The sequence below is a fragment of the Uliginosibacterium flavum genome (genome assembly GCF_040566545.1).
Taxonomy (GTDB): domain Bacteria; phylum Pseudomonadota; class Gammaproteobacteria; order Burkholderiales; family Rhodocyclaceae; genus Uliginosibacterium; species Uliginosibacterium flavum.
Genome location: NZ_JBEWZI010000010.1, coordinates 117,077 through 133,226, shown reverse-complemented (window position 1 = coordinate 133,226; position 16,150 = coordinate 117,077). Strand labels below are relative to the sequence as shown.

At 58.8% G+C, this 16,150-nt stretch carries 15 protein-coding genes; 4 read left to right on the top strand and 11 right to left on the bottom strand.

Going from position 1 to position 16,150, the window contains the following annotated elements; genetic code table 11:
- Positions 1-100: 100 nt before the first annotated feature.
- Positions 101-478: an Mth938-like domain-containing protein gene (locus ABXR19_RS11070; RefSeq protein ID WP_354601185.1), complete on the bottom strand. Its 378-nt coding sequence runs from the start codon at positions 476-478 to the stop codon at positions 101-103.
- Between the two features lie 308 nt (positions 479-786).
- Between ABXR19_RS11070 and ABXR19_RS11065 the strand changes: the two genes are divergently transcribed.
- The 3 genes from ABXR19_RS11065 to thrC are packed head-to-tail and all read left to right on the top strand — an operon-like array spanning position 787 to position 4,924.
- On the top strand, positions 787-2,079 hold the full coding sequence (locus ABXR19_RS11065) for a pyridoxal phosphate-dependent aminotransferase (RefSeq protein WP_354601184.1): 1,293 nt from the start codon (positions 787-789) through the stop codon (positions 2,077-2,079).
- Positions 2,080-2,134: 55 nt separating this feature from the next.
- Positions 2,135-3,445 carry a homoserine dehydrogenase gene (locus ABXR19_RS11060; RefSeq protein WP_354601183.1) on the top strand — a complete coding sequence of 437 codons (1,311 nt, stop codon included), beginning with the start codon at positions 2,135-2,137 and terminating at the stop codon, positions 3,443-3,445.
- A 48-nt stretch (positions 3,446-3,493) separates the two neighbouring features.
- Positions 3,494-4,924 carry a threonine synthase gene (thrC, locus tag ABXR19_RS11055; RefSeq protein WP_354601182.1) on the top strand — a complete coding sequence of 477 codons (1,431 nt, stop codon included), beginning with the start codon at positions 3,494-3,496 and terminating at the stop codon, positions 4,922-4,924.
- Between the two features lie 182 nt (positions 4,925-5,106).
- Here the strand turns inward: thrC and ABXR19_RS11050 are convergent, their stop codons facing one another.
- Positions 5,107-6,840: a PHA/PHB synthase family protein gene (locus tag ABXR19_RS11050; protein WP_435594320.1), complete on the bottom strand. Its 1,734-nt coding sequence runs from the start codon at positions 6,838-6,840 to the stop codon at positions 5,107-5,109.
- Positions 6,841-6,967: 127 nt separating this feature from the next.
- Between ABXR19_RS11050 and ABXR19_RS11045 the strand changes: the two genes are divergently transcribed.
- Positions 6,968-7,411 (top strand): universal stress protein, encoded by a 444-nt coding sequence (locus ABXR19_RS11045; protein WP_354601181.1) that lies wholly within the window; start codon positions 6,968-6,970, stop codon positions 7,409-7,411.
- Positions 7,412-7,460: 49 nt separating this feature from the next.
- Here ABXR19_RS11045 and ABXR19_RS11040 read toward each other — a convergent pair whose 3' ends face one another.
- From ABXR19_RS11040 to ABXR19_RS11000, 9 genes are all read right to left on the bottom strand, one after another.
- Positions 7,461-7,724 carry a hypothetical protein gene (locus ABXR19_RS11040; RefSeq protein ID WP_354601180.1) on the bottom strand — a complete coding sequence of 88 codons (264 nt, stop codon included), beginning with the start codon at positions 7,722-7,724 and terminating at the stop codon, positions 7,461-7,463.
- Positions 7,725-7,747: 23 nt separating this feature from the next.
- Positions 7,748-8,254, bottom strand: a complete 507-nt coding sequence (locus ABXR19_RS11035) for a FixH family protein (protein ID WP_354601179.1) — start codon at positions 8,252-8,254, stop codon at positions 7,748-7,750.
- Between the two features lie 2 nt (positions 8,255-8,256).
- The gene (ccoG, locus tag ABXR19_RS11030) at positions 8,257-9,735 is read right to left on the bottom strand and encodes a cytochrome c oxidase accessory protein CcoG (protein WP_354601178.1); all 1,479 of its coding nucleotides are present in this window, start codon (positions 9,733-9,735) and stop codon (positions 8,257-8,259) included.
- Positions 9,736-9,927: 192 nt separating this feature from the next.
- Entirely contained in the window at positions 9,928-10,833 is a 906-nt protein-coding gene (gene ccoP / locus ABXR19_RS11025; RefSeq protein ID WP_354601177.1) for a cytochrome-c oxidase, cbb3-type subunit III, read from the bottom strand.
- Positions 10,834-10,838: 5 nt separating this feature from the next.
- Entirely contained in the window at positions 10,839-11,021 is a 183-nt protein-coding gene (locus ABXR19_RS11020; protein ID WP_354601176.1) for a cbb3-type cytochrome oxidase subunit 3, read from the bottom strand.
- Between the two features lie 15 nt (positions 11,022-11,036).
- Positions 11,037-11,648, bottom strand: coding sequence for a cytochrome-c oxidase, cbb3-type subunit II (gene ccoO / locus ABXR19_RS11015; protein ID WP_435594319.1), 612 nt, complete (start codon positions 11,646-11,648; stop codon positions 11,037-11,039).
- 11 nt (positions 11,649-11,659) lie between these two features.
- A complete protein-coding gene (gene ccoN, locus ABXR19_RS11010; RefSeq protein ID WP_354601175.1) occupies positions 11,660-13,081 on the bottom strand; it encodes a cytochrome-c oxidase, cbb3-type subunit I in 1,422 nt (473 codons plus the stop codon).
- A gap of 402 nt (positions 13,082-13,483) precedes the next feature.
- The gene (gene ccoS, locus ABXR19_RS11005) at positions 13,484-13,684 is read right to left on the bottom strand and encodes a cbb3-type cytochrome oxidase assembly protein CcoS (protein WP_354601174.1); all 201 of its coding nucleotides are present in this window, start codon (positions 13,682-13,684) and stop codon (positions 13,484-13,486) included.
- 5 nt (positions 13,685-13,689) lie between these two features.
- On the bottom strand, positions 13,690-16,131 hold the full coding sequence (locus ABXR19_RS11000) for a heavy metal translocating P-type ATPase (protein ID WP_354601173.1): 2,442 nt from the start codon (positions 16,129-16,131) through the stop codon (positions 13,690-13,692).
- Positions 16,132-16,150: the final 19 nt, after the last annotated feature.

The following is a 16,150-nucleotide window of genomic DNA, read 5'->3' as shown; positions in this document are numbered from 1 at the left end:
TCCTGAGCATCGGGGTAAAACAAACAACGGCTCAAGCGTATCGGCATTTTCAGGGCCTCGCAACAGCCCTGCAGACCAGTACTGCCAAGCCCTTGATTCCTCAGACAGAAGCTTCAAGCAGAAGTGCCGCCGCCACCTTGCGCCCCTCGCCAGCCAGCAGGTTATAAGTGCGACAGGCCGAGCCGGAATCCATGATCTCGAAGCCAATGCGCGCCTCGATCAAGGGCCGCAAGATCGCCGGTGCGGGAAAGTGCTGGCGCGCACCGGTACCGATCAGCACCAGCGCCGGCTTCAAGGCACACACCGCCTCCAGGCTTTCCGCCGTCAGTGCGGCGAAACCACGCAGCGGCCAGTCCTGCACCGACTCCGGCGTCAGGATCAGGCTGCTCTCGTGGCGCTGGCCGTTGATGGTGAAAGACGTGGCGTCGTAAGACGCAATCAGGAGCAGGTCGGAGATGATTTCGCGGTTCAGTTTCATACATTAACCCAGGTTATCCGTTAGGCAGCCCTTCGGGCCTGCGCGAGCGCTGGCGGGCGGTTTGCGGCCTTTTTTGCAGCTTGCTCGGCGTCCATGGAAACAACCATGGACTTCCCCCAAGCCACAAAACTGGCTCGCAACCTGCCTCGCCATCATCTCGCGCCCTAATGAATAATCTGGGTTAAAAGTGTATTGGCAAAAGGGCCGCGCCAGTCCTTCCAGCTTGCCGCTTCGGGGTTTGACGAGGTTTCGCTATCATAGGAGGTTTACGGGGGATTTTCCCCGCCACAGGAGCATGGAGCAGCATCATGAAACACGGCCAGAACTTGCACGTCGCGACCCACGAAACGCACCGGACTTCTGCTGAAGCCCCGGCCCGCGCCGTCGCGAAGTCTGCCAAGCTGGCCAATGTCTGCTACGAAATCCGTGGCCCGGTGTTGGAACGCGCGCGCCAGATGGAAGAAGAAGGTCATCGCATCATCAAGCTGAACACCGGCAACCCGGCCGCTTTCGGCTTCGAAGCGCCCGAAGAGATCACTCAGGACATGATCCGCAACATGGGCAATGCGGCCGGCTACGTTGACTCCAAGGGAATCTTCCCGGCGCGCAAGGCGATCATGCATTACACGCAGGAGAAGAAGATTGCCAATGTGCATGTCGACGACATTTACATCGGCAATGGCGCCTCCGAGCTGATCGTGATGGCGATGCAGGCCCTGCTCAACAACGACGACGAAGTGCTGGTGCCGGCGCCCGATTATCCGCTGTGGACTGCCGCCGTGAATCTGTCCGGCGGCAAGGCGCGGCATTACCTGTGCGACCCGAACAACGGCTGGCTGCCCGCGATTGACGACATCAAGAAAAAGATCACGCCGCGCACCAAGGCCATCGTCGTGATCAACCCGAATAACCCGACCGGCGCCGTGTATCCGGATGACGTGCTGCAGGCCATCATCGAACTCGCCCGCCAACACAATCTGGTGGTCTGTTCCGACGAGATCTACGACAAGGTGCTCTACGACGGCGTGACCCACACTTCGATGGCTGCGCTGGCCGACGACGTGCTGTTCCTCACCTTCAACGGCCTCTCCAAGAACTATCGCGCCTGCGGTTATCGCGCCGGCTGGATGGTGGTGTCTGGTGAAAAGCGTTACGCCGCCGACTACATCGAAGGCCTGAACATCCTCGCCACGATGCGCCTGTGCGCCAACGTGCCGGCGCAGTACGGTATCCAGACCGCACTCGGCGGTTACCAGTCGATCAACGATCTTGTCAAGCCGACCGGCCGCCTCACACGTCAGCGAGACATCGCCTACGAGGCCTTGAGTTCGATGCCCGGCGTCAGCGTCGTCAAGCCCAAGGGCGCGCTCTACATGTTCCCGCGCTTCGATCCGAAGATGTACCCGATCGTGGACGACCAGCAATTCGTGCTCGAACTGCTCGAAGCCGAGCGCGTGCTGCTGGTGCAGGGCACCGGCTTCAACTGGGCCACGCCGGATCGCATCCGTGTGGTCTTCCTGCCGAACTCCGACGATCTCACCGAAGTCATGGGCCGCATCGCCCGTTTCCTCGACGGCTACCGCAAACGTCACGGCCGCTAAACATGGCTGCCGGACAATCAAACACTCCCGACAATCTCAAACGAAAAGAATCAGCATGAAACCGATCAATGTAGGCCTGCTTGGCATTGGCACCGTAGGTGGTGGTACCTGGACCGTTCTCTCCCGCAACGCCGAGGAAATCGCGCGCCGTGCCGGTCGCCCGATCCGCATCACGGCCGTGGCTGACCGCGATGTCGCCCTGGCCCAACGTGTCACCGGCGGCGCAGCCCGCATCACGGCCGATGCCTTCGAACTGGTGCGCGACCCGGAGATCGACGTCGTTGTCGAGCTGATCGGTGGCTACGGCATCGCCAAGGATCTGGTGCTGACCGCTATCGAGAACGGCAAGCACGTTGTCACCGCCAATAAGGCGCTCCTCGCCGTGCATGGCAAGGAAATTTTCGCGGCCGCGCAAGCCAAAGGCGTCACCGTCGCCTTCGAAGCCGCTGTCGCCGGGGGCATCCCGATTATCAAGGCGCTGCGCGAAGGCCTCTCGGCCAACCGCATCGAATGGGTGGCCGGCATCATCAATGGCACCACCAACTTCATCCTCTCCGAGATGCGCGACAAAGGCCTGCCTTTTGCCGACGTGCTCAAACAGGCACAAGCCCTCGGCTATGCCGAAGCCGACCCGACCTTCGACATCGAAGGCGTGGACGCCGCCCACAAGATCACCTTGATGAGCGCGCTCGCCTTCGGCATCCCGGTGCAATTCGACAAGGCTTACGTCGAAGGCATCACCAAGCTCGAAGCCACCGATATCAAATACGCCGAACAGCTCGGCTACCGCATCAAGCTGCTGGGCATCGCGCGTCGCCGCCAAGCCGGCATCGAGTTGCGCGTGCACCCGACCCTGATCCCCACCAAGCGCCTGATCGCCAACGTGGAAGGCGCCATGAACGCCGTACTGGTGCAGGCCGACGCCGTCGGTTCCACGCTGTACTACGGCAAGGGCGCGGGCGCCGAGCCCACGGCCTCAGCCGTGATCGCCGATCTGGTGGACATCACCCGTCTGGCTACCGCCGGCGCCGAGCACCGCGTGCCGCACCTCGCCTTCCAGGCCGACCAGCTCGTCGACCTGCCGATCCTGCCGATCGAAGAAGTGCAGACCGCCTACTACCTGCGCATGCGCGTGGAAGACAAAACCGGCGTGCTCGCCGACATCACCCGCATCCTCGCTGACGGCAAGATCTCCATCGACGCCATGCTGCAGAAGGAGCCGGGCGAAGGCGAATCGCAGACCGACATCATCCTGCTGACCCATCTGGCGATTGAAGGCCAGGTCAATGCGGCGATTGCGCGGATTGAAGGGCTGGCGACTGTGGTCGGCAAGGTCACGCGGATTCGTTTGGAAGAGCTGAACTGATTTGAAATCATGCGTGGGCTCTCCGAGCCCACCCTACACGAGCACACCATGCAATACCTCTCCACCCGCGGCAACAGTCCGCAAACGACTTTCTCCGACATCCTGCTCGGCGGTTTGATGCAGGACGGCGGCCTGTCGCTGCCTGCTGAATATCCTCAGATCACGGATGCCGAACTGACGGCGATGCGCAGCATGAGCTACGCCGAGCTGGCCTTCACCCTGCTGTCGAAATTCGCCACCGACATTCCGGTGGAAGATCTGCGCGCGCTGACCGCCAAGACTTACACCGCCGAGGTGTACTGCAACGGTCGGCCGGATTCGGATGCGCAGCAGATCACGCCGCTGCGCAAGCTTGAGACAAATCTGTATCTGCAGGAGCTGTCGAACGGCCCGACCCTGGCCTTCAAGGACATGGCGATGCAGTTGCTCGGCAACCTGTTCGAGTACGTGCTGGCCAAGCGCGGCGAGGAGATCAACATCCTCGGCGCGACTTCGGGCGACACCGGCTCGGCGGCCGAATACGCGATGCGCGGCAAGCAAGGCGTGCGCGTTTTCATGCTCTCGCCGGATGGGGCGATGAGCGCCTTCCAGCGCGCTCAGATGTATTCGCTGCAGGACGCGAACATCTTCAACATCGCCGTGCGCGGCATGTTCGACGACGCGCAGGACATCGTCAAAGCCGTCTCCAACGATCTGGATTTCAAGGCCCAGCACAAGATCGGCGCGGTGAATTCGATCAACTGGGGCCGCGTCGCCGCGCAGATCATTTACTACTTCAAGGGCTATCTGGCGGCCACCACGTCGAACGACCAGGAAGTGAATTTCGCTGTGCCTTCGGGCAATTTCGGCAACATCTGCGCCGGCCACATCGCGCGCATGATGGGCCTGCCGATCCGCAAGCTGATCCTGGCGACCAACGAAAACAACGTGCTCGACGAATTCTTCCGCACCGGCGCCTACAAACCGCGCAAGACCACCGATGTGAAGGTGACCTCCAGCCCGTCGATGGACATTTCCAAGGCCTCGAACTTCGAGCGCTTCATCTTCGATCTGGTCGGCCGCGACCCGAAGGTGGTGGCCGAGCTGTGGAAGGCCGTCGATTCCGGCGGCTACTTCGACCTGTCCGCCACGCCTTACTGGGCGCGCATCGAAGAGTTCGGTTTCGTCTCCGGCGCCAGCAGCCACGCTGACCGCCTCGCCACGATCCGCCGCGTCTACAAGGACTACGGCCTGATGATCGACACCCACACGGCGGACGGCATCAAGGTGGCGATGGAACATCGCGATGCCGACATCCCGACCATCGTGCTGGAAACCGCCCTGCCCGCGAAGTTCGAAGAGACCATCATCGAAGCGCTGGGCGAGAAACCCTGGCGTCCGGCCAGCATGCAGAACATCGAAGCCCTGCCGCAGCGCGTCGAAGTGATGGACGTGAATGTGCAGGCAGTGAAGGACTTCGTCGTCAAACACGCAAGCTGAGGAGCCGCACTGGACGGGCATCTTTGGGCGGGCAGTCCGAAGATGCACACCAGCATTGGCGATACAGCCAGAATACCTGAAGAACCAATACAGGTGCGGCTCTACAGGCATACGAATCAGAAAACCAAAACACCAAGGGCCGCAATTTGCGGCCCTTGGTGTTTTATTGCGTGCGGGAATAATCAGGTTTCCAGCACGTAAGTCCCGGGCGCGGCGCCCAGCCTGTGTTTCGACAGTTTGCCTGGTTCAGGCGCCGCCACCAGCTCGCCGGACTGCGGCGCCAGCCAGGCCACCCAGTCTTCCCACCAGGAACCCGGCGTCGATTCGACATTCGCCAGCCAATTGTCCGCACAATCGGTGCGATGCGCCTGCTCGGCGCGGAATGTCCGCTTGGGCGGATTCACCACCGGATTGATGATGCCGAAGATGTGACCGGAACTGGACAGCACATAGCGCTTGGGTCCACGCACCAGATTCATCACACGGAAAGTCTGGCGCCAGGGCGCAATGTGATCGTCCTCTGCGCCCACGGCGTAAAGCGGTTGCTCAATGCGCTCCAGATCAATCGCCTGTCCGGCGATGCTCAGGGCGTCGCGCTCGATCAGGCGATTATGCAGATATAGTTCCTTCAGATACCAGGAGTGCATCTCGGCCGGCATGCGCGTGGTGTCCATGTTCCAGAACAGCACATCGAAAGCCGGCGGCTTTTCGCCATACAAGTAGCCGTGCACGTAATAGTGCCAGATCAGGGTGTTGGAGCGCAGCAAGCGGAAAGCCGAGGCCATTTCCTTGCCTTCGAGAATCCCTTTTTTCTTCATCGACTCGGTCAGATACGCCACGCTGCCTTCGTCGATGAACACCTCGATATCGCCTGGCTCGGCAAAGTCTACCAAGGTGGTCAACAGTGTCCAGCAGGCCACCGGCTGTTTATCGGCGGGATACTGGCGCGTTGCCCAGGCCATGTAAATACTCAGCGCCGTGCCGCCAATACAATATCCGGCGGCAGTAACCTGATCGGCCTTGGAAAGCGTGCGTGCTGTACTGACTGCGAAATCGACACCTTCGGTGATGTAATCCTCAAAGCGGACATCCTTCATCGAGATGTCCGGATTCTTCCAGCTGGTGATATAGACGTCAAAACCCTGATCAAGCAGATAGCGCACCATGCTCTTCTTGGCCGTCAGATCAAGGACGTAGAACTTGTTGATCCAGGGCGTGACGATCACGATCGGCTTGGTGTGCAGCTTGGGCTGGGTCGGCGCGTACCGAATCACCTCCAGCATGCGATTGCGTGCCACGACCACGCCCGGCGTCGTTGCCAGATTCTCGCCAACCTTGAAGTCATCGGGATTGGTCATGCGGATATCACCAGCGATCACATCGTCGATGAAATTCTTCATCCCCGCACGCGCGGAAGCGCCGTGCGTCTCGACCGCCAGACGCAAGGCGGCCGGGTTGCTCCACAGGAAATTGGTCGGAGCAACCGAGTTCAGATACTTCCTCCACCAGAAGGCAGCACGCCGGCGCTCATTGTCCGCCTGACCCGGCGTCTGATAGAGCATGTCCTGAATGCGGCGCGTGACCAGCAGGTACCACTCCTTGGAAATGTCCCAACTCGCATGATCTGTCCATGCAGGGTCCGAAAAACGGGAATCATCAGGCTGCGGCGCAATCGGATCTTCACTTGGCATACCCACAGCGCGCCGGGTCGCATGCTCGGCAACTGCCATAACATCGGAGGAAAACCCAATGAGATGCTCAATCAACTCCTGCGGATGCAGCATCCAGGCCAACTGAGCATGCGCCAAAGGCACGAACATGCCCAAAGGATCAATCCGGGAGTCAATCTTCTTGTTCCACTCACGATAAAACGGCCGTACAGATCCGGGAGCAGATCCATCCTGACTGGCATTCATTTCTTGCCTCCTTCCAGAAAAGCCTAAAATGAATCATGGCAGAAGGGTTTCTGCTAAGCGAGCTGACCTTAGGGTGGCATCGCATCGGCAGGCAAGCCTAAATACAGCAACCAACTCAGGAGGCCCTATGTACAAGCATCTATTGATCCCGACTGATGGCTCCGAACTATCGAATCGCGCTGTTGCCAGCGCTATTGAGTTTGCTCGCAGTCTCAAGGCCAAGATCACCTTTCTGTATGTGCAGCCGGAGTTTCCGCTGCCCATCGCGGGCGAGGGCGCAATGCTCGCCCCGGAAAGTCGCGATGAGTTTGCGCAAAGCACCCGCGAACAGGCTGAGCGGATTCTTGCCGAGGCTGCCGTTACAGCAAAAGCCGCCGGACTTGAAACCAGCACGACAACCGAAGTCAGCGACATCCCCTATCAAGTCATCATCAACACGGCCCAGAATCGGGGCTGTGATCTGGTCTTCATGGCTTCGCACGGACGCAAGGGTTTGGCAGGCCTGTTGCTTGGCTCGGAAACCCATAAAGTACTGACTCACTGCAAGGTGCCAGTACTCGTCTATCGATGAAAGACAGGGAATGAATGTAATAAAAAGGCCGCTTCATCAGCGGCCTTTTTCACAATCCCGAGTCTCCGGGAAGATTGATATTTTCGCTTGTCCGGGCAAAAAACAGCGTGGCTGCCGAAGTAGTGGCACACAAAGCCCAGAACATCAAAAAACCCACTGAATACGTTGTAGTACTTGAGTAATGCACGGGCTGACCAAGCAAATAGAGCTCCTGCGGATTAACCAGAGTGAAGAATATGATTTCTGCCACACCGGCAAGCAAAAAAGAAGGCCACAGAATCAGGATCAAACGGTTCGTCAGCGTTACCGCCATTACGCAGCTCCTTTGTCAGTTAATCAGGGCTTAAGGTGAACAGGCTCCGCCAAGGGAAGACTGGTTTCGGCAAACAACTGCCAGACACCCCCCTCGTCTTCCAGCTTAACATTCCATCGCCCCTCCCGAACAGACCCTAGCTCGCCAGTGTAGACGGCACCTTCACGCTGCAGCAACAACTCGCGATCAAGGTCTGCCCGCGCCGGATTAATCAGACTCAAACGAAGCTGTGCGGCAGGTTCAATCTCGCGACTCGACTCCAGTGTCAGGATCAGGTGGCCTCCTGACTGCCGCAAGCTCGCACCGAGCCCCAGCTGGGCTGCACGCTCCTGACGCGCGAGCACACGATTGATGGTCAACCCTTTTTTATAATAATCCTGCGCCACCAAACCATCATCAGTACGAGAGGCTAGCGCCCAGGTAGCCAGGCCTGCCACCACCGCCGTCATCGGCAGGCTCATCAACAACCACGGCCATGGCTCCCTGTACCAGGGGCGAAGGGGCAGGACGGCTTGTATCGGTCGGCTCATTTTTACTTTCCAGGGGCGATAAATACAGCTTTTTCATGCACGCGCAACTTCGCGTCATCTTCAGCCTGAAGATCGAAATAGACAGGATGGGCGCCCTTTTCCAGCGTATCCATCGGAACTCTGACACGCACCATCAAGGTCTTCTTCTGGGCAGGGGCTATCGTCAGGTCGGACTCTCCATCCAGCAATACGCCCTCAATCCCCGACACGCTCAAGTGCACGCGGCGTGACTGCTCGGCCATGTTCATCACATGCAGGATGTAAACGTTCTCGAGCAAGGATCCTTCCACTTCACGCACGAGAACCGTACGATCCTTGATCACATCCATCCGCAAGGGCTTGCGCGTCACGACGCCCCAGACCAAAGCAATACACAGCGCGCACAGCACGGTCACATAGATCAGGATGCGTGGCCGCAGTACATGCCGAATGATGTCGCTGCGCCCCCAGTGCTTCTTGAGCGCATTTTCAGTGGAGTAACGAATCAGACCGCGCGGCAATTCGATCTTGTCCATCACCTGATCGCACGCATCAATACACGCGGCACAACCGATGCATTCGTACTGCAAGCCCTTGCGGATATCGATACCCGTCGGGCAGACCTGCACGCAAATACCACAATCGACACAATCACCCTGCCCGGCAGCATCGGCGCCCTTGCGACGCGGACCGCGCGGCTCGCCTCGCTCCTGATCGTAGGTGATGACCAGGGTATCCGGGTCAAACATCACGCTCTGGAAACGCGCGTAGGGACACATGTATTTGCACACCTGCTCTCGCATCACCCCAGCCATCAAATAGGTGAAGCCGCCGTAAAACAGGACCCAGAATAATTCCCAGCCACCCAACGAGGCATTCACAAGCTTCGGCATCAATTCGGCGATGGGCGAGAAATAGCCTACGAACGTGATGCCCGTCCAGAATGAAATCAGGATCCACACCGCGTACTTTGCCGACTTGAGTAAAAACTTGCGGCCACTGGTCGCGCCGGCATCAAGCTTCATGCGCTTGGCGCGATCACCCTCGATGACTTTTTCAACCCAGAGAAAAATCTGCGTATAGACCGTCTGCGGACAGGCATAGCCACACCACAGGCGCCCTGCCACAGCGGTAAACAGAAACAGGGAGAGGGCCGAGATGATCAGGATAACCGCCAGATAAAACACATCCTGCGGCCAGAATACCCAGCCAAACACGTAAAACTTCCGCTCGGCCAGATTGAAGAGGACGGCTTGGCGTCCATTCCAGGGCAGCCAGGCCAAACCGTAAAATACAATCTGGGTGAACCACACCAGCGCCCAGCGCCACGCGGCAAAGAGCCCGGTCACTGCGCGCGGATAAACTTTTTGACGAACTTCGTAGAGCGAATCCAGATCTTCAGCGGCACGCGCGCGTGCATGCACCCTGACTACCTGCGCAGCAACATTCAGCCTGGCCTCAGAGTCGGCGTTGGCATCGGAATGACTGTTTTCGTGACTCATGCTGCGCTCTCCGCACGCAGCCATATCAGCTGCAAATGCTTGCCCCGAAAGGCAAAACCGGGGCGCCTTGCGCGCCCCGGCAAATCCTTATTCCAATTCAAGATAGAGACGAGACGCTAAGACGAACCGCAGACAGTGCTATGGCACGGCAAGGCGAAGTCAACAAAGTATCGTTTCTATCAGGAATTGGAATTACTTGTTTTGATTCTTCGACAGACTCAATACATACGCGGACAGTATATGGATCTTGTCTTCACCCAAGAACTCTTTGAATACAGGCATCTGATTCTGACGCCCCTTGCTGATAGTTTCGGTCAGCGCAGTCTCCGAGGAACCCCACAACCAGGTACGGTCGGTAAGATTTGGGGCACCAAGAGCAGGATTACCCTTGCCTTCTGCGCCATGACAAGCCACGCAATTCTGCATGTACGCAGCCTTGCCGCGCTGCGCGCGAATCGAATCACTGGCCAGAGCAGACAATGAACGAACGTAATGGACGACATCCCGGGTGCCATCAGCCCCCAACACAGCCCCCCACGCCGGCATCACGCCCTGGCGCCCGGCAGTGATCGTCGCCTTGATCGTTTCCGGCTCACCACCATACAACCAGTCATTGTCAGCCAGATTCGGAAAGCCTTTGGCACCACGCGCATCGGCACCATGGCATTGCGAGCAATAGGTCAGGAACAGGCGCTGTCCCATGGCCTGCGCCTCGGGATCTGCCGCCACCGCAATCAGATCCTGCTTGGCGTACTTGGCGTAAATCGGTTTGAACTTGGCCTCGGCAGCCTTCACCTCGGCTTCGTACTCCGCCTTCTCGCTCCAGCCCCAGTAACCCTTATATGCGCCAAGGCCGGGAAATAGCAGCAGATACGCGACGGCAAACACCAGCGTCATCCAGAACAGATACAGCCACCAGCGAGGCAGTGGGTGGTTATATTCCTGAAGATCCTCATCCCAGATGTGGTGATGCAGGGTGACAGGCCCTTTCTCACGCTTGGTCATGTTGGAAATGAGAATCCAGGCACAGAAAGCCAAGCTTAAACCTACCAGCACCACAATGTAGTAATGCCAGAAATCGCTGACGAAATCACTCATGATGCTTACCCCTGAGTATGCGAGCGAGAAGCAGGCTGGCTGCCCACTTCATCATCTTCTTGAAATGGCAACATGGCGGCCTCATCGAAACCCTTCTTGGCTGAGTGGCTGTATGCCCACAACGCAATGGCCACGAAACACCCGAAACCAAGAGCAGTCATCAATGAACGTACGCTATCGATATCCATGATCGCCTCCGGAGCTCAGTTGTTGTTCTTGATGGCCGTGCCCAAACCCTGAAGGTAGGCAATCAGCACATCAAGCTCGGTCTTGCCCTTGACCTGTTCGGGCGCAGCAGCAATTTCCGCATCGGTATAGGGCACACCGACCATGCGCAAGGCCTTCATGCGCGCCTGAACGTCGTCCACCTGCGCAGGACGATCCAGCCAGGCAAACGCTGGCATGTTCGATTCCGGCACCACATCACGCGGGTTGAGCATATGAGTGCGGTGCCAAACATCAGAATAACGTCCGCCAACACGCGCCAGATCCGGCCCTGTGCGTTTGGAACCCCACTGGAACGGATGGTCATACACAAACTCACCGGCCACAGAATAGTGACCGTAACGCTCGGTTTCAGCCCGGAAGGGGCGAATCATCTGCGAGTGACAGTTGTAACAACCCTCACGGATATAAATGTCGCGGCCCAGCAAGCGCGCCGGATCGTAGGGCATGACACCCTCCACGGCTACCGTTGTCGACTTCTGGAAGAACAGCGGGACAATTTCCACCAAACCACCCACGCTGATCACCAACAAGGTCAGCACGACCAAGAGGGGGACGCTCTTTTCGATCAATTCATTATTCAGTTTCATGTCGAATCCCCTCAGTGTGCCGCAGCCGGAGCCAGCACCGGTGCGTTCACAGCCTTCTGGCCGGCAATCGTGCGCACCATGTTATAGAACATGATGAACATGCCACCCAAATAGAGCAGACCTCCCAGGAAGCGGACAATCCAGTACGGATAAGTTTCCTTGACCACTTCGATGAAAGCCCACTTGAGCGTGCCATCGACGTTCATGTCACGCCACATCATCCCTTGCATCACCCCGGCGATCCACATTGACGATATGTAGAGAACGATGCCGATAGTCGCAATCCAGAAATGCAGGGTAATCAAGCGCGTCGAATACATCTCGGTCTTGCCATACAGGCGCGGCAGCAGATAGTAGATCGCACCGATGGACACCATCCCGACCCAGCCCAAAGCGCCCGAGTGCACATGACCAATCGTCCAGTCGGTGTAGTGAGACAAGGCATTCACCGTCTTGATCGACATCATCGGGCCTTCAAAGGTCGACATGCCATAAAAAGACAGCGAGGTGACGAGGAATTTCAGGATCGGATCGGTGCGCAATTTGTCCCAGGCACCCGACATTGTCATGATCCCGTTGATCATGCCGCCCCAGCTTGGCGCAAGCAGAACCAGAGAAAACACCATACCTACCGACTGAGCCCAGTCAGGCAGGGCGGTGTAGTGCAGATGGTGCGGACCGGCCCACATGTAAGTGAAGATCAGTGCCCAGAAGTGCACCACCGACAGTCGGTACGAGTACACCGGCCGGCCGGCCTGCTTGGGCACGAAGTAATACATCATCCCGAGGAAGCCTGCGGTCAGGAAGAAGCCCACCGCATTGTGACCATACCACCACTGGATCATCGCATCCTGCACCCCCGCGTAAGCGGAGTAGGACTTCATCATCGAGAATGGCACTTCAGCTGAATTAACGATGTGCAACACTGCCACGGTCAGGATGAAGGCACCGTAAAACCAATTGGCAACGTAAATATGCGGCGTTTTGCGCTTGACCAGCGTACCGAAGAACACCACCGCATAGGAGACCCAGACAACCGCAATCAGGATGTCGATAGGCCATTCCAGTTCGGCGTACTCCTTGCCGGAGGTATAGCCCAGCGGCAGGGTAATGGCTGCCAGCACAATGACCAACTGCCAGCCCCAGAACACAAAGGAAGCCAACCTGGGCAAAAAGAGACTGGTGTGGCAGGTTCGCTGCACGACATAAAACGATGTCGCCATCAGCGCACAGCCCCCGAACGCAAAAATGACCGCGTTGGTGTGCAGCGGGCGCAAACGCCCGAAGTGCAGATACTCGTGAATATTCAGATCGGGCCAGACAAGCTGTGCGGCGATAATCACGCCCACCAGCATGCCAACGATGCCCCAAACAACCGTCATGATCGCGAACTGTCGCACGACCTGATAGTCGTAAGTCGCCTGGGTTTGCATAAGACCACCTCGCATTAGAGAAGGAACCCAGCGCCTGCCACCCCGAAACCGAACGGAGCATCGATCCGGTGACGCAGCCGTGAAGCCAGACAGCTACAGCGGCACCACCGAGATCAACAGGAGGGTTTATCCTTGCCCTCTTGGCCCACTTTTGATCAACATCAAGTGAGTTTTTGCGCTGGCGCAAATTCTAGCACGATGAGAAGGGTTTCTAGCTCGCGGCTCCCGATTTCAGGGCGAAAAAAAGGGTGCGACAAGCGCACCCCCAACCCCAACAGAGAGACTTCACGAGCCGAAAACCTGACCATTGCGGCTGATTTTCTTCTCGCCGCCGACGCCCCCGTCGGCTTGAACGAAGTATGCCTTGGCGCCTGCTACGAGGCTTGACCAGGATCAAGCGCACTACACCAAAGTCTTATTTTCTTGCTCGGGCACGATTTTGTCTGGCTGCGCAGGCGGCGCATCTTCATCCATCAGAACACGAAAACCGGGCCCCTCCAGGTCATCAAACTGACCGCTGCGCACCGACCACCAGAAAATCAGGCCGATCACGAAGACCAGCAAAACCGAAAGCGGGATCAGAATGTAGAGGCTATTTTCCATGCACGTTATTTTACGCGCGCAATTCGCAGTGCATTCAACACCACCAGCAAGGAGCTTGCACCCATGCCAAGCCCCGCAATCCACGGCGTCACCCAGCCCGCCATCGCCGCCGGGATTGCCAGCAGGTTATAAGCCAGAGCCCAAGCCAGATTCTCGCGAATCACCGCCAAAGTCTTGCGTGCCAGACGGCGGCCGAGCAGCAAGCGATCCAGCGCATCATTCAGCAACACAATATCCGCCTGGTTGCGCGCCAGATCCGTGCCGCCCGCCATTGCAATCGACACATGCGCCTGCGCCAGTACCGGCGCATCATTGATCCCGTCGCCGACCATCGCCACGATCGCGCTGCTGGCCTGCAATTCGCGTAGAGCCGCGTGCTTGCCCTCGGGCGTCAGTCCGGCCCGGGCATCCGCAACCCCAAGCACACTCGCCACCGCAGCCACGACCGGCGCCGCGTCACCACTTAAGATACTGACTCCACAGCCAGCATCCCGCAACCCGGCCACCAGACCAGCGGCCTCAGGACGCAAGCTGTCGCCCAGCACCAGCGCCGCCAGCCATTGCCCCCGCCGCGCCAGATACACCACCGTCCGATCACCAGCAAACACCAGCTGAAGAGGCAATGCAGACGCGGCACACGGAGCAACATGCTCGTAGCGGCCCAGCACATGCGGCTCTCCAGCCACCTTGCCCGCAACGCCTTGCCCGATGCGGATCTCCACATCACTCGCGGCGTGAATACTACTACCGGCAGCCACCACGATGGCGCGCGCGATCGCGTGTTCGGAATGCGTCTCCAACGCCGCCGCCAGGGCCAAGGCCTGTGCCGGCTCCACGCCCTCCGCACAAACCACCTCTTCCACACGCAGTACGCCTGTCGTCAAGGTACCTGTCTTGTCAAACACAAAGTGGCTGGCATGCGCCAGCGTTTCGATGGCATGCCCGCGCGTCACCAATAAACCGGCTTGAGCAAACGCGTCCGTCGCCACGGTTAGCGCCACCGGCGTTGCCAGCGACAAAGCGCACGGACAACTCACCACCAGCACCGCCACAAATATCGGCATGGCCCGCACCGCATCGACCTGCCACCAATACACCCCGGCTAGCACAGCCAGCCCGAGCAAGACCAGCGTAAACACGCCCGCCACCCGATCCGCCTGCTCCACGATTCTCGGTCGTTCAGCCGCCGCACGCTCCATCAAACGTCGAATCGTCGCCAGCCGGGTCGCCTCGCCCACCTGGCACGCCTCCACCTCCAGCGCACCAGCACCATTCAGACTGCCACCCAGCACCGCATCGCCAACCACTTTGGCCACCAGCGCGCTCTCACCCGTCAGCCAGGCCTCATTCACCTCACTGCGCCCAGCCAGCACCAGGCCATCCACCACAATCGTCTCGCCCGGCCGGATCAGCACACGATCTCCCGCCACCAGCTGGCTAGCGGGCACTCGCTCCTCAACCAGACCATCCGCACTCAGGCGCCGCGCAAAACTCGGCAGCAGGCGTCCCAGCGTCTCGGCCCCGCGCGTGGCACGCTGGCGCGCCAGCAGCTCCAGATAACGGCCTCCGAGCAGAAAAAACACGAACATCGACACAGAATCAAAATACACCTCGCCCGAGGCCATCAGCGTCGCCCACACACTCGCCGCAAACGCAAAACCCACGCCCAACGCCACCGGCACATCCATTCCCGCCCGGCGCAAACGCAAATCCCGCCAGGCGCGCTGAAAGAAGGGTGCCGCCGAATAGAACACCACCGGCAGGGTCAGCAAGAGGCTCGCCCAGTGCATCAGGGACAACACACTGGCACTCATGTCGCCGTCGCTTATGTATACAGGCAGCGCATACATCATCACCTGCATCATCCCGAAGCCTGCCACGAACAGACGCCACAAGGCAGCACGCCGCTCGCGCTGAGCCAGCTCTTCGGAACGCAAGGGGTCGTAAGGATGGGCGCGATAACCGATGGACGTCACCGCCATCAAAATCGCCGAAAGCTGGATTTCGTCCGCATGCCAACGGATGCGCGCACGTCGCGTCGCATAGTTAACCTGCACTGCCGTCACGCCTGGCAACTGCATCAGATGGCGTTCATTCAGCCACACACATGCTGCGCACGTGATGCCTTCCAGAATCAGATCCGCCTCACGCTCATCACCTTCCAGAGGCCGCACAAAACCCTGCTGAAAGTCCGGGTGATCGAACAAACCCAAATCCGCCAAAGCCTGTGGCAAAGCCACTTCCGCAGCCTCGGGCAAGGCGGAACGGTGACTGTAATAATCGGTCAAACCGTTCGCTAGGATCGCCTCGCATACCGCCTGACACCCAAGGCAGCACATCTGTCGCGGCTGACCGTCCACTGGCACAAACAGCCCTAGCCCCGGCGGCACAGGCTGACCACAATGGAAACAAGAAGGTTCGGCTGAGGGCTGTAAATCGGAAGTCACGATGGCCTGAGCGGAGAAA